Below are 13036 nucleotides of genomic sequence, written 5' to 3'. Positions count from 1 at the left end.
AATCCGGATGGTTCTAGGCTCGGACGGGTGATAACCGCTGCTTGCATCGACAACCTGATGAACCAGGGCTGGCCCGCCGCGCACAGCACCGAGCTGGACGGCTGGCTGGTCCGACGCAACGACGGTGTCACCCTCCGAGCCAACTCGGTGCTCCCGGCGGGTGCGCCGTTCGACCTCGGAAAAGCCTTGGACTACGTGGAAAACCTGTACCAGGCGCACGGCATCACGCCGTCGTTCCAGATCAGCCCGGCAGCCCAGCCGACCGACCTGGACGCCCAGCTCGAGGCGCGTGGCTACCAGGTCCGGAATCCGACAATGGTGCAGTGCGCCGCGATCACCGACGTACTCGCCGAGCTCCCCGAGTCGGATGCCGACGTGAATATTTCCTCGGTGCCCAGTGACCGCTGGATGAAGTGCTGGTGGGCCGTCGACGGTCGCGGCGGCGGTCCGGCCGAGCAGGCCTCCGCCCAGCAGATCCTCGAGCGCGGCCGTGCGCTCTACGCCGTCCTGCCGGGTCAGGCCGAGGACGCCAAGGCGATCGGCCGGCTCGCGCTGGTCGACGACTGGGCAGGCCTCTACTGCCTGGCCGTCGACGAAGCCTTCCGTCGTCAGGGCCTGGCCCGCGCGGTCATCCGCGCCTTGTTGCAGGAGGCAACGAGCCGGGGTGTCGAGCGCGTCTTCCTGTGCGTCGTCGAGGCCAACACCCCGGCCCGTGCCCTGTACGACCGCCTTGGCTTCCAAACGGTCTCGCAGTACCACTACCGCGTCAGAGCGTGACCTTCGCCAGCAACTCGAGTACGACGAACTTCGCCCCGGTGCGCTCGACGGACGTGCGCAGCGGGGTGAGGTCCGTCCACGGCACGGCCGGCTGATCGAGCGGCTTGCCGAAGTCGTCCCAATGCGTCGCCAGCACCGTGCGCACCGGCTTGATGGTGCGAAGCAGTCGGTCGGTGATGCTGGGCTCGCCGCCTGGCGCAGCCAGGACCACGTCGACCTCGAGGTCGCGCAGTGCGTTCGGGTCGAAGTTCGCCGTACTCAGACTGAGAATGCGCAGGCCGCCGATCGTGATCACGTACGCGAGCGTGCCGCCCTCGACCAGGTCCTCGATCACCCGCGGCCGGGGCGGTACGGCGTCGAGACGGTAGCCGGCGAACGCGTAGTCGTGCCGCTTCCCGCCACACGAGTGCAGCGACGGGAAGACCTCGATGGTGAAGCCGTCGAATGCCAGGTACTCACCGCCTCGCACGGGCGACAGCAGGTCCTTCGGCGTCCGCATCGCCCGCAGCAGGTTGACGTGCGACTGGGTGCCGAGGACCGTCGCCTGCGTCTTCTGCGCGACGTACGGTACGTCGGCCATGTGGTCGTAATGCCCGTGGTGCACGAGGATCGCGTCTGCCGCGGTGAGGTGGCGGTCGATCACGGCCTCGTCGATCACCAGTTTGGTCTTGGGGTTCACGCCGTCCGGCGTGAACGTCCCGGTTTCGAAGCGGGTCAGCCACGGATCGGTCAGCACGATGTGCTGGCCGCACCGGATCTGCCACGCGTGGGTGCCGAGCCAGGTGAACTCGACCGGCGTCCGGTCCGTGGGTGTGCTCGCTGTTGGTGCCGCTTCGCCGCGGGTGGCCATTCCGATGACTCCGGTGGCTCCGGCGGCGGTCGCGGCCGCGCCGGTCAGGATGCCTCGACGACTCACCTTCACGCTGTCTCCTCTCGTCGTACTGGGGCTTCAGTCAAGGCGGGGCACCGTGGTCTGTCGAATATGCTCTTGCGTATGAATCGATTGTCTGGAGATATCGCCGCAGGTCAGCCGGGTCAATGCTGACCGAACGGCATCTGCAGATCTTCATCGCGCTGGCCGAGGAGCAGCACTTCGGCGACGCCGCCAGGGCGGTCGGCATCACCCAGCCGCCGCTGTCGCAGGGGCTGCGCCGGCTGGAGGCGCTGGTCGGCGCCAAGCTGTCCGAGCGCGGGCAAGGCCGAGTCGAGCTGACGCCGGCCGGCGCCGACTTGCTGCCGTACGCCCGCCGCGCGCTGACCTCGATGGAGGAACTGCGCCAGGCCGCGGTGTCGCGTGATCCGGAAGGTCCCGAGATCCGGCTCGGGCTGGCGCCGGAGGTCCCGCCGTCGGCCGGTGCGGCGGTCGCGGCGGCCTGTGGTGCTGCGATCCCGGGTAGTCGGGTGACTGTGGTGTCTGCGCCGACCAGTTCGCTCGTGGGTCAGGTGTCCGCGGGTCGGTTGACGTTGGCCGCCGTACTGCATCCCGCCGTACTCGATGGGCTCGAGGCCGGACCGGTGACATTGCTACCGACGTGGGCACTTGCACCGAAGGCACTCGGAGCGAAGGACGGGGAGGAGGTCGCGCTGCGGCGGTTGACCGGGGTGCCGATCGCCGTCCGGCCGCGGGCCGAGGCGCCGGCGGCTCGGGATCTGTTCCTGGACACGCTCGCGCTGCATCGGCCGGACGGTGGCACGGTCGTGGTCACGGACGAGCGGGCTGGACTCGCGATGGCGGCCGCCGGCCAGGCGATCGTGGTGACCGCCGATCCTTCGCTGACGGCACCTGGAGTCGGCAGGCATCGCATTGTCGACAATCCACTGCCGGTGCGTCTTCGCCTGGTGTGGTCCAGGACGCGTACGCCGTTCCTCCGCCCGGCGGACGTGATGGCTCGGTTGACCGATGCGATGGTGGCGTCATGAGCGCCCGGATCCGCGCGGTCTTCGAGGACGCCGGTGTCCGCGGCTGGCTGCACGCGGTCGCGCTCGACTCGCCGGACTCGACGGTCGAGGTCGACGCGGACACCGTCGTACCGATGGCGTCGGTCTACAAGGTGCCGTTGCTCGCGGGCTTTTGCCGGCTGGTCGATCTGGGCGAGGTCGATCCGCGGCAGCAGTTGACGCTGGATCCGTCCACGCGGACGGCCGGACCGACTGGGGTGTCGATCCTCGCGGACCCAGTGACGATGTCGCTGCGGGACCTCGCGGTGTCGATGATGACCGTGTCCGACAACGCCTCCGCGGACGCGCTGCTCGATGTGGTCGGTTTGCAACGGCTGGCGGAACTGCTGGAGTCCTTCGGCCTGAAGCGAACCTGGGTACGACGGGGGACCGCGGGTAACCTGCGTGACCTGCAGCGTCGGACCGGGGTGGACGATCCGGACGCGGCGCTCGCCGTACTCGCCGACAACGATCGGACCGATCCCGTCGGCGTGTATGAGGCGGCGAACGGGTCGGCCAGTAGCCCGCGTGACCTGACGACACTGCTGCGCCGATTGTGGACAGGGGAGTTGTTGTCGGAGGAGCAGACGGCGTTCGTCCGGGCGACGATGCATCGGCAGCTGTTCATGCACCGGCTGGCGTCCGGCTTCCCGCACGACGGCGTACGCGTCGCGGGGAAGACCGGGACGTTCGGAGCTTTGCGGCATGAGGTTGGGGTCGTCACGCTGCCGGGAGGCGCTGCGTTTGCGATCGCCGTGTTCACGCTCGCTGCTCGCGGCGACTTCCGCCAGCCTCGGGTCGACGCCGCGATCGGTGAGGCCGCGCGCGTTGCCGTCGACCTGTTGCGTTAGACGATCGCGTAGGCCTCGACCTCGAGCAGGGCGTCGGGGCTGAAGAGTGCGACCACCTGGACCGCGGTGCCCGCGGGCGGATTGGTGGTGTCGACGTACGCGTCACGGGCGGCGCGGATCGCCGGCAGGTAGGCGATGTCGGTGACGAAGAAGTTCAGCTTGACCACGTCGGCGAAGGTGGCGCCGGCGGCCTTGAGGCAGGCGTCCAGGTTCGCGAACACCTGCCGCGCCTGGGCGGCCGGGTCGCCGACGCCGACGAACGTGCCGTCGGCGTCCAGTGCGACCTGCCCGGCGATCGCCACCCACTGTCCGGGTCCGGTCGCGACATGGCTGTAACCGTTGCCCGGGGCAACACTTTCCGGTTGCGGGTGTGAGAGCTTGCTCAAGAGTTCCTCCAGAGTCGGGTCGTCCGCACTCAGGTATACAACGCCTTGGTGAGGAAGTCGCCGACGATTCGCTGCATCCCGGCGTCGAAGCGGTGCCGGCCGGGGAGGAACACGCCTTCGTAGCTGCCGGGCCCGTAGTGGAAGTGTTCGGTGAGTTCTCGGTCGGCGTCGTGCATGCCGGCCGGACTGAACAGTTCGTCGTCCTCGGCGTACACGACGAGTTGCTGGTGGCGGGCGCGGCCGGCGGCGAGCGTTGGGTGATCGAGGTGCCGGGCCAGGCCGGGCGTCGAGAACAGCCACGAGTGGACGTCGACGTACGACGGGATGAGCCCGGCGAAGGTGGTCATCATGCAGACCACGGCCGACGCCGCGATGCCGGGATCGAGCGCGGTGAGGATCGCGGCGCGGCCACCACCGCCGGACAGGCCGAAGACGCCGACCTTGTCCACGCCGTCGACTCTGCGCAGCACGCTGAGCGCGGTCAGGTCGTCGTACGCGACCATGCCGGCCAGCGACGTACCGAGGATCCCGGCCGCCTTCGCGACGGTATGTTCGTGCGATCTGGCGGCGACGTCGTACGACTCGTCGTCCTCGGCCGCCAACTCGAAGCGGCGGGAACCCCAGGCGAAGGTGTCATGACACAGGACCACGAAGCCGGCGCGGGCGAGCACATTGGCGGCAGGCTGACCCTCGTACAGGTCGTCACGGACCCTGATCGCGACCCGGCTGGGCTGCGGTACGTCGACCAGTCGCTCGGCGCCGATCGACTTCACTCCGGCATGGCAGTGCAGACCGAGCAATGCCGCCCGCGGCGCTCGCCCCGCCGGTCGGAGCAACCACGCACGCGTCGGCGGTCCGAACGGCGTGGTCCACTCCAGTTCACTGGTGTGGACGCCATCCGCCTGCCACTCGTCCACTGTCCGCACGGCGGGCGCGGCGCCGGGCTCCGGTACGCCGAGCAGTCCGGCGACCTTGGTGGTCAGTTCGTCCCCGGTCAGTGGCAGGGTGTCCCGGACGAAGTCCGGCCAGTCGTCGTACCCGCCCAGTGCACTGGGTCTCACGCCACCTCACAGGGTTGAGAAACCGGTTTCTTTCCTGAGAAGGTAACACAGTGGCCGCGGCTCGAATAGGCTTCGGAAGGCGGTTTCCCAACCGGGCGGGGACGAACGGAAGACGGCGCATGGGCAGGACACCGAAGGACTCGATCACGATCGCCGATGTCGCACGGGCGGCGGAGGTGTCGCGGGCGACTGTCTCGCGGGTGATGAACGGGCGCCTGACCGTCGCTCCGGACATCGCCGAACGCGTCCGCGCCGCCGCCGACCGGCTGAACTACCGGCCCAGCGATCTGGCCCGCAGCCTCTCGCTCGGTCGCACGAACATGGTCGCGCTGGTCGTCCCGGATCTGGCCAACCCGCTGTTCCAGCAGGTCCTTCGCGGCATCACGAACGCCTCGGCCGCGGCGGGCTACCGGGTGCTGGTCGCCGAGACCGACGAGGACCCGGCCGCCGAGGCGGGGATCGCGCTGGCGGCCCGCCGGCGGTGCGATGCGTTGATCATGGTGTCGCCGCGGCTCGACGAGGAGAGCCTGCTCGAGCTGCTGCCGCAGGTCCAGCCGGTGATCCTGGTCAACCGGCCCGGCCCGGCGGAGGTCGCCAGCGTCGCGGTCGACTACGGCCGCGCAGTACGGATCGTGGTGAACCACCTGGTCGGCCTTGGGCATCGTCGGCTCGCGTTCCTGGCCGGTCCGCCGGCCAGCTCGTCCAACCAGGCGCGGCTGCGGTCGCTGGACATCGCGCAGCGGGAGATCCCGGATCTCGAGATCGTCCGGCTGGACTGCGGCTGGTCGATCGAGGACGGGTACGCCGCGGTGGAGCGGGTGCTGGAGTCTCGCGCGACGGCCGTTGTCGCGTTCAACGACCTGGTCGCGTTCGGGTTGCTTGCCCGGCTCAACGAAGTGGGCGTCGCCGTACCGGCCGATGTGTCTGTCGCCGGGATGGACGATATCGGGTTGTCGCGGTTCGCCGTACCTTCGTTGACGACGGTGCGGGTTCCGCAGCAGGAGTTGGGGGAGCTCGCGTGGGCGCGGTTGTACGCCGCGATCTCTGGTGGGGATGTCGACGTGGACGGCGTACCGGATCTTCGGCTGGCGGTGCGGGCGAGCACCGGACCGGTGCCGCAGGCAACGCAGTTGCTCGGGGATGCTCCGAGTGAGCGCGTCGGGTGGCAGCAGCAGGGGGACAGGTTCGTGCTTGGCGGCGACTCCGTGCCGCTGGCGCACTACGAGTTCGGGCGGCGGATGCCGCAGGTGCATTCCCCCCGGCCGTACTTGCATCCGGTGCGGACGCTCGGCGGTCACCCGCTCACCGAGGTCAGCCCGGTCGACCACCGGCACCACTACGGTGTCTCGCTGGCCGTTGCCGGAGTCAACGGTACGTCGCACTGGGGTGGCCGGACGTTCCTTCCGGACCGCGGACCGACGCTGCTCCCGAACCACGGTCAGCAACGCAGCCGCGGCGTCACCGTCGCCGGCGACGCCTTGACCGACGAGGTCACCTGGTACGACGAACAGGGCCGCCCGCAACTCGCGGAGCGCAGGCTCCTCCGCGGAGCGTTGGCCGAAGGCGGTTGGCGGCTCGACTGGGAGAGCGTCTTCACCGCCCGCTACGGCCCGGTCCGCATCGACAGCCCTGCCACCACCGGCCGCGCCGGCGCTGGGTACGGCGGTATCTTCTGGCGCCTGCCGACCGTCGAGACCACTACTGTTCTCAGCGATTCCGGTGAGGGCGCCGACGCCGCCTACGGTTCGACCAGCCGCTGGCTGGCCTTCATCCAGCAACGCGCCGACGCTTTCACCACGCTGCTTCTGTTCCAGCCCGGCGACGTTCGTCCGTGGTTCCTCCGCTGCAAGGACTACGTCGGTGCCGGTCCTGCCCTGGCTTGGGATGGCACTCTGGACCTGCAGCCCGAGCAGGCGGTCTCGTTCTCCCTGAGCGCACTGCTCCTCGACCATCCGTTGGACTTGTCCCAAGCCCGCACGCTGATTGGCCGCCTGCTCTAGGTGAGGGACGCGAGGCCCGTCACCGGCGAGGATGCGAGGGCGGAGTGCCAGCGGCGAGGGACCCGGCCGGCCAGGCGGGCGGCGCGACCGGCGGAGACCGCGTCCCGCATCGCGGCCGCCATCAAGGCCGGCTTCTCCGCGCGTGTGACCGGGGTGGCGAGCATGACCGCATCACACCCGAGCTCCATGGCCAGCGCCGCGTCGCTCGCCGTACCGATCCCGGCGTCGACGATCACCGGGACGTTCGCGGCCTCGGTGATCAGCGCAAGGTTGTGCGGGTTGCGGATCCCGAGTGCCGAACCGATTGGTGCCGCCAACGGCATCACCGCCGCACAGCCCGCCTGCTCGAGGCGGCGGGCGAGGATCGGGTCGTCGTTCGTGTACGGCAGCACGGTGAAACCGTCGGCCACCAAGGTGTCCACGGCATCGAGCAACTCGACCGGGTCGGGCATCAACAGGTGGTCGTCGGCAACGACCTCGACCTTGATCAGGTTGGTCTGCAGGGCCTCCCGGGCCATCCGCGCGGTGAGCACCGCCTCCGCGGCGGTGTGACAACCGGCAGTGTTCGGAAGCACCTCGATACCGTGCTTCGCCAGTACGTCGAGCACCGAGCCCTCGTGGCCGGTGCCGAGCCGGCGCATCGCGACCGTGGTGAGTTGGGTGCCGGAGGCAAGCAATGCCTCCTCCATCACTTCCAGGTTGGCCGAACCGCCCGTGCCCATGATGAGCCGCGAGGTGTACGTCCGCCCGCCGAGCTCCAGTGGGTCGTCCATGTCAGCCTCCCTGGACGGCGCTGACGATCTCGACCCGGTCGCCCGGCTCGAGCGTCGTACCGGCCCACTCGCTGCGGGTGAGCACGGTCTGGTTGACCGCGACCGCGATCCCGGTGGTGCGGTCGGAGAACTCCTGGATCAGGTCGGCAACGGACTTCCCCGGTGCGACCGTGGTCTCTGTACCGTTCACCCAGACGGATTCCTGCATCGCTTCCTCCCTACGCCGGAATTACCCGATTCAGGTTCAGCGGTCGGCGACGCCGTACACAGTCGCCCTCTCAGCCCGCTCCGGTGCGAGCTCCCGCGGCAGTTCGACACTAACCACCAAAGGCGATCGAGACAACCCGGGGTCAGGCGATGCGGTTGGCCGTGAGCTCCAGGTGGAGGTCCAGTTTCTTGGCGACCATCAGGTTGACGGCTGCGTTCCACTCCACCGCCCAGCGCTTGCGCAGCAGCGGAAGCGATCCGGTGAAGGCGACCCCGTCGTCGGTGCCCGTCAGCTCCAGCGGTACGACGACCGGCCGGGTGGCGCCACGGATCGTGAGATTCCCCGTCACCGTGAACGTCGTCACACCGGTCTGGCTCACCTTCGTGGACCGGAACTTGATCGACGGATAGGTCTCCGCGTCGAGGAAGTGCTCACGCAGCGCCGCATCCCGTCGCCGGTCCCCGGTCTGAATGCTGTTCGCCTGGATGGTCAGATCCGCCGTCGACCGCCCCGGATCCTCCCCATCCAGCCGAAGCACCCCACTGAACACCTCGAACTCCCCAGGCACCCGCGGCCCAACCGTATGCCGCGCCGTAAACCCCAACCTCGACCGCGCCACATCCACCGCGTAGTCCCCGGTCAGTTCCCTCAACCTCGTCGTCGTAGTCATACACGTACGACGAGACCCCTACCCGAAGTGTCAGGCGTCAGGACCAGGCGGAGAAGGGCGAGGGTTGCGAGGGTGGCGACGAAGGTGGGGACTGTCCACCAGCCGAGGGCGTGGTAGAGGCGTACGGCGGTCCAGGAGCCGAGGCTGCCGGCGGAGTAGGCGCAGACCATGTACGCCGTGTTCATCGCGCTGCGCCGGCCGGGGTCGAGTTGGTAGATCCGGGTGACGTTCGCGACCATCCCCGACTGCATCGACACATCGAGGACGAGTACGCCGGCCACGAGGAGCGTGAGTCCCAGCGCACCACCGGCGTACGCACCCAGCATGAACACGGCGGCAGCAATCGTTCCCACCAGGATCCAGGCCGTCACCGCATCCGGCGTACGCCGATCGACGATGCGGCCGGTCCACGGGACGACTGCCATGGTGGCGATCGCGACCAGACTGATCCAGCCGAGTGCGCCGGCTCCGAGGCCGAAGGAATCCTGCAGGACGAGGACCAGGGTCGCCCAGGTGCCGGTGAAGCCGGCGAACGTGCAGGCCTGGTAGAACGCCGATCGACGCAGACCGCTGCGCAACCTCAGTTGGTCGAGGGGCCGGCGCAGGTACTGCGGGAACTCCGCCGGCTCGACGTGCACCGGCACGGGCAGTCGAGTCCACGCGACGGCGGCACAGACCAGCGCCAGTACGGCGGCACCCAGGTAGGCGTATCGCCAGGAGTACTCCTCGCCCAGGAACCCGGCGATCGCGCGCGACAGGATCATCCCGGGGATGCCCACGCTGAGCAGGATGCTGTTGATGCTGCCCAGGCGGCGCGAGCCGGTCATCCCCGCGACGTACGGACCGATCACCGGCGACGCCACCGTCGCGCAGCCCATCAGGAACGACGCGATCACCAGGACCGGCAACGACGGCGCCGCCGCGGCTGCGATCGCAAACACCGCGACACTGGCGAACAAGGTGGTCAGCAGCCGTCGCTGCGCACCGGTGTCGCCCAGCGGTACGACGGTCAGGATGCCAACGGCGTATCCGGCCTGCGGCGCGGTCACGACCAACGCCGCGCTCGACAACGGCACGTGCAGCGACGCCGCGACGGACGGCAGCAGCGCCTGCGGAAAGTAGACAGTCCCGACGCCGACCGCCGAACACACGGCCAGTACGCCGAGCAACGTCGTGCGCGGGCGCGCGTCGACGGCAACCTCGATACTCATGCCCCGACTGTCGCCGGGCGTCGCGGCGGTCTGCGAACGATTTAGGATTGGGCTACATCGACAAGGGGGCAGGCGTGCTCACGTATGAGTTGACCTCGCGGGACCTTGAGGATGTCCGGTTCGCGGTCTCGCCGGCGGCCGAGACTGTGCTGTCGCTGCGCGCGTTGCAGGACCCCGGTCGGTTCCCGCTGCAGTTGCCTTGGATCCGGGCGGTTCAGCCACTGCTCGAGGCGCTGGACTGGAGCGTGCTGAGGTGGTTGGTCAACGACACGATGGGCAGTCCGGACTTCCTGACGCCGCGCCCCACCTCACCGCTCACCCAGATCGCCGACGAGCTCGACCTCATCGGCTCGGTGGACCGCGAGACGTTCGAACGCCAGCTCGTCGCGGTCAACGGTGAGGTCCCCGCTGAGCTGGCTGGACCCGACGGCGCGACGAAGGTGGTCGACGCTCTCCGCGAGTACTGGCAGGCCGCGATCGCGCCGTACTGGAATCGGATGCGCACGTTGCTGACCGCCGACATCAGCTATCGCGGGCATGTCGTCACCCAGCGAGGTACGGGCGTGATGCTGAACGAACTGGGGCCGGCCATCAGTTACGGCGACGGTCTGCTTCGCGTCGACCGCGTCAGCGACATCAGCCGGACCGAAAGCGTCGACGGCCGTGGCCTCGTCCTCCAGCCGACCCTCTTCGGCCCGCACGCCGTGATCCCGATGGACGTCGGCGCCGAACCGATCCTCGGCTACCCACCCCGCGGCCAGGCCACCCTCTGGTCCGTCGTCGACCCACCGTCACGCCGCGACCTGGCCCAGCTCATCGGCACCGCCCGGGCCCGCATCCTCGAGCTCCTCACCCACCCCCGCACCACCACCGACGTCGCCGCCGAACTCAAGGTCACCCCGTCCGCCGTCAGTCAGCAGCTCCAACTACTCCGCCGTACCGGCCTGGTGGAACCCCAACGCACCGGCAAACAAGTCCTCTACAAACCCACCCAACTAGCCGCCCTCCTCACCGGCACCGAATCCGATTGAGGATCGCCGGCTGGGTGGCGGGTTGTGTGCTCGCTGGCGGGTTGTTGCGCGCCAGCGGTGAAACAACCCGCCAGTGGCCCGGCTAGTGCCTGGGGCGGCAGACTTCGCCCTTGATTTGGGTGACGAAGTGGTCGACCTCCCAGTGCTGGCCCAGGTAGGCGTAGCCGGTGGCGCCTTCGTAGCGGCCGGTGCCGCCGGTGAACTGCTGGGTGCCGCCGGCGTGGCCGGCGCCGGTGGTGGTGTTGACGTTGCCGATGCTCGTCTCGAGTGCGGTGAGTGTGGCGCCGCCCTTGAAGGTGTAGGTGAGCGCGCCGCTGACCGGCCGCTGGTCGGGAGCCGTCGGGGGCGCCTCGCCGCGGGAGCCGAGGATGAACACGGTCGTCCCGTTGAAGCCGTCCTCGCCGCGGACGAAGCCGGCCACGCAGACCTGGGTCGGCGGCGGGCACCCCACGTCGACAACCTTGTCGTAGATCGTCGCCTCGACCTCCTCGCAGCGGGGGGATGCGTTGGCGAGCGAGGTGCCGGCGATGACGCCGGCACAGGCGATGGCGATTGCGGCGATGCGCAGGGATCTCATCAGGCCTCCTGTGATGGATGTCCGCGGCAGCCTAGGAACGGTGCCGGTCCGGTGGCGGGGCCGATTCGAGGTGTTCTGCGCCAGTCCAATCTCGATCAGATAACGCGGCGCAGCGCGGCCAGCGCAGCCGGGATCCGGTCGGCCGGGACAGCGCCGTACCCGAAGACGAAACCGTTCGGTCCGGGACGATCGATGCCCCAGCGCGAGATCGTCCCGAGGTTCACGCCCGCGGTGACGGCGCGCGCGGCGAGCACGGTGTCGCTCGGTTGTCCGGATGTCAGCAATGCGGCCATGTGCGTCCCGCCGCTGGACTCGATCGGTTCGAGTACGTCGGCGAAGTCCGCACGCAGAGTGCCGGTCAGCAGGTCGTGCAGACGTTCGTACGAACGCCGCATCCGCCGGATGTAGCGGGCCAGGTCGCCCTCCTCGATGAAGGCTGCGAGGGCGGCCTGCACGTGACCCGCGGTGCCGTAGTCGGCGACGAACTTCGCGCGGCGGGCGGCTTCACCCAACGTTGCCGGTACGCCGAGGAACCCGACCCGGAGCGCCGGCAACAGCGTCTTGGAGAAGGAACCGACGTACAGCACGCGGCCCTCCTTGTCGGTCGCCTGCAGGGGAGTGAGCGGACGTCCGGTGAAGCGGAACTCCGAGTCGTAGTCGTCCTCGACGATCGCGGCGTCGTGCTCGGCCGCCCACGCGAGCAGCGCAGTACGGCGCGACTCGGACAGCGGCATGCCGAGCGGGAACTGGTGCGACGGCGTCACGTACACCAACCGCGTCTCGGCTGGAAGCCGATCGACCATCAGCCCCTCGCTGTCGACCGGCACCCCGACGACACGGGCTCCGTGCGCAAGGAATCCGCGGTACGCCGGCAGGTAGCCGGGATCCTCGATGGCCACCGTGTCGCCCGGTTCGAGCAGGACGCGCGCGGCGATGTCGAACGCCTGCTGCGCACCTGTCGTGATCACCAGTTGCTCCGGCGCGATCCGGACACCCCGGCTGACGACCAGATGCCGCGCGAGCGCATCACGCAGCCGCGCCGAGCCCGCCGGATCGCCGTAGCCGACGTCGGTCCGGGTGCGCAGTTGATCATTGATCAACGCCCGCCACCGTGCGAACGGGAACTGGGTCCGGCCGGGGATACCAGGCGCGAAGTCGAACTCGGCATCGACGCTGAGATCCGGTATGGCGAACTGCTCGGCGCTCCAGATCGCCCGCGGCCGCAGGGGAGACGCGGCCGGCGCGGGCGTGGCAGGGACACGTTCCCCGGTGACGACCGTCCCGATCCCGGCCCGCGAGCGGATCAACCCATGCGCGGCGAGCCGCTCGTACGCCGCAACCACCGTCGCCCGCGAGACCGACAACCGCTTCGCGAGCTCACGCGACGACGGCAACACGGTCCCCGCCGGCAAGGCGTCGGTGCGGATCCGCTCGTGCAACTGTGCATAGATCTGCTCGGCCAGTCCGCCCTCCCCGCCCAGATGCAGATGCAGATCCATGTCCGCATTCTCGCCATTGCCCGGCTCAACGGCTAACCTCTCGCCACCGGCAGC

General features: G+C 69.3%; 14 protein-coding genes and 1 riboswitch. Of the genes, 5 read left to right on the top strand and 9 right to left on the bottom strand.

Features of this window, described 5'->3' with window-relative positions:
• Positions 1-27 precede the first annotated feature (27 nt).
• Complete coding sequence (locus E0H73_RS41450; RefSeq protein WP_131366062.1) at positions 28-777, top strand: GNAT family N-acetyltransferase; 750 nt, start codon at positions 28-30, stop codon at positions 775-777.
• On the opposite strand, the gene E0H73_RS41445 is transcribed toward E0H73_RS41450, so the two are convergent.
• Positions 767-1699, bottom strand: coding sequence for an MBL fold metallo-hydrolase (locus E0H73_RS41445; protein ID WP_238164610.1), 933 nt, complete (start codon positions 1697-1699; stop codon positions 767-769). The genes E0H73_RS41450 and E0H73_RS41445 overlap by 11 nt on opposite strands.
• Before the next feature lie 116 nt (positions 1700-1815).
• On the opposite strand from E0H73_RS41445, the gene E0H73_RS41440 reads away from it, so the two are divergent.
• Together E0H73_RS41440 and E0H73_RS41435 are read left to right on the top strand one after the other, a co-directional pair.
• Positions 1816-2697, top strand: a complete 882-nt coding sequence (locus tag E0H73_RS41440; RefSeq protein WP_131366060.1) for a LysR family transcriptional regulator — start codon at positions 1816-1818, stop codon at positions 2695-2697.
• On the top strand, positions 2694-3566 hold the full coding sequence (locus E0H73_RS41435; protein WP_131366059.1) for a serine hydrolase: 873 nt from the start codon (positions 2694-2696) through the stop codon (positions 3564-3566). The genes E0H73_RS41440 and E0H73_RS41435 overlap by 4 nt, the downstream gene beginning before the upstream one ends.
• Here E0H73_RS41435 and E0H73_RS41430 read toward each other — a convergent pair.
• Positions 3563-3952 carry a RidA family protein gene (locus E0H73_RS41430; protein WP_131366057.1) on the bottom strand — a complete coding sequence of 130 codons (390 nt, stop codon included), beginning with the start codon at positions 3950-3952 and terminating at the stop codon, positions 3563-3565. The genes E0H73_RS41435 and E0H73_RS41430 overlap by 4 nt on opposite strands.
• Before the next feature lie 29 nt (positions 3953-3981).
• Positions 3982-5013, bottom strand: a complete 1032-nt coding sequence (locus E0H73_RS41425) for a dienelactone hydrolase family protein (RefSeq protein WP_131366056.1) — start codon at positions 5011-5013, stop codon at positions 3982-3984.
• A 119-nt stretch (positions 5014-5132) separates the two neighbouring features.
• On the opposite strand from E0H73_RS41425, the gene E0H73_RS41420 reads away from it, so the two are divergent.
• The gene (locus E0H73_RS41420) at positions 5133-7013 is read left to right on the top strand and encodes a DUF6807 family protein (protein WP_131366054.1); all 1881 of its coding nucleotides are present in this window, start codon (positions 5133-5135) and stop codon (positions 7011-7013) included.
• Here E0H73_RS41420 and E0H73_RS41415 read toward each other — a convergent pair.
• From E0H73_RS41415 to E0H73_RS41400, 4 genes are all read right to left on the bottom strand, one after another.
• The gene (locus E0H73_RS41415; protein ID WP_131366052.1) at positions 7010-7786 is read right to left on the bottom strand and encodes a thiazole synthase; all 777 of its coding nucleotides are present in this window, start codon (positions 7784-7786) and stop codon (positions 7010-7012) included. The two genes, E0H73_RS41420 and E0H73_RS41415, sit on opposite strands and share 4 nt — an antisense overlap.
• A gap of 1 nt (position 7787) precedes the next feature.
• Positions 7788-7994, bottom strand: coding sequence for a sulfur carrier protein ThiS (thiS, locus tag E0H73_RS41410; protein WP_131366050.1), 207 nt, complete (start codon positions 7992-7994; stop codon positions 7788-7790).
• Positions 7985-8101, bottom strand: a riboswitch (TPP riboswitch). Its footprint overlaps the gene before it by 10 nt.
• A gap of 35 nt (positions 8102-8136) precedes the next feature.
• Positions 8137-8664, bottom strand: coding sequence for a YceI family protein (locus E0H73_RS41405; RefSeq protein ID WP_131366048.1), 528 nt, complete (start codon positions 8662-8664; stop codon positions 8137-8139).
• Complete coding sequence (locus E0H73_RS41400) at positions 8661-9875, bottom strand: MFS transporter (RefSeq protein WP_131366046.1); 1215 nt, start codon at positions 9873-9875, stop codon at positions 8661-8663. The genes E0H73_RS41405 and E0H73_RS41400 overlap by 4 nt, the downstream gene beginning before the upstream one ends.
• 74 nt (positions 9876-9949) lie before the next feature.
• Here E0H73_RS41400 and E0H73_RS41395 point away from each other — a divergent pair, with 74 nt between their 5' ends.
• Positions 9950-10906, top strand: coding sequence for an ArsR/SmtB family transcription factor (locus tag E0H73_RS41395; protein WP_131366044.1), 957 nt, complete (start codon positions 9950-9952; stop codon positions 10904-10906).
• A gap of 82 nt (positions 10907-10988) precedes the next feature.
• On the opposite strand, the gene E0H73_RS41390 is transcribed toward E0H73_RS41395, so the two are convergent.
• Entirely contained in the window at positions 10989-11483 is a 495-nt protein-coding gene (locus E0H73_RS41390; protein WP_131366043.1) for a hypothetical protein, read from the bottom strand.
• A gap of 95 nt (positions 11484-11578) precedes the next feature.
• Positions 11579-12982 carry a MocR-like pyridoxine biosynthesis transcription factor PdxR gene (gene pdxR, locus E0H73_RS41385; protein WP_131366041.1) on the bottom strand — a complete coding sequence of 468 codons (1404 nt, stop codon included), beginning with the start codon at positions 12980-12982 and terminating at the stop codon, positions 11579-11581.
• Between the last annotated feature and the right edge of the window lie 54 nt (positions 12983-13036).

Source organism: Kribbella pittospori, assembly GCF_004331465.1.
In the GTDB taxonomy this organism is placed as follows: Bacteria; Actinomycetota; Actinomycetes; order Propionibacteriales; family Kribbellaceae; genus Kribbella; species Kribbella pittospori.
Note: the sequence above shows the minus strand (reverse complement) of the source record. Positions and strands in the feature narration are given on the sequence as shown.

Bases quoted from the DNA above. Each gene is read 5' to 3' on its own strand.
- E0H73_RS41440 (WP_131366060.1), top strand. From the start codon at position 1,816: ATGCTGACCGAACGGCATCTGCAGATCTTCATCGCGCTGGCCGAGGAG.
- E0H73_RS41435 (WP_131366059.1), top strand. From the start codon at position 2,694: ATGAGCGCCCGGATCCGCGCGGTCTTCGAGGACGCCGGTGTCCGCGGC.
- E0H73_RS41420 (WP_131366054.1), top strand. From the start codon at position 5,133: ATGGGCAGGACACCGAAGGACTCGATCACGATCGCCGATGTCGCACGG.
- E0H73_RS41415 (WP_131366052.1), bottom strand. From the start codon at position 7,786: ATGGACGACCCACTGGAGCTCGGCGGGCGGACGTACACCTCGCGGCTC.
- thiS (WP_131366050.1), bottom strand. From the start codon at position 7,994: ATGCAGGAATCCGTCTGGGTGAACGGTACAGAGACCACGGTCGCACCG.
- E0H73_RS41405 (WP_131366048.1), bottom strand. From the start codon at position 8,664: ATGACTACGACGACGAGGTTGAGGGAACTGACCGGGGACTACGCGGTG.
- E0H73_RS41400 (WP_131366046.1), bottom strand. From the start codon at position 9,875: ATGAGTATCGAGGTTGCCGTCGACGCGCGCCCGCGCACGACGTTGCTC.
- E0H73_RS41390 (WP_131366043.1), bottom strand. From the start codon at position 11,483: ATGAGATCCCTGCGCATCGCCGCAATCGCCATCGCCTGTGCCGGCGTC.
- pdxR (WP_131366041.1), bottom strand. From the start codon at position 12,982: ATGGATCTGCATCTGCATCTGGGCGGGGAGGGCGGACTGGCCGAGCAG.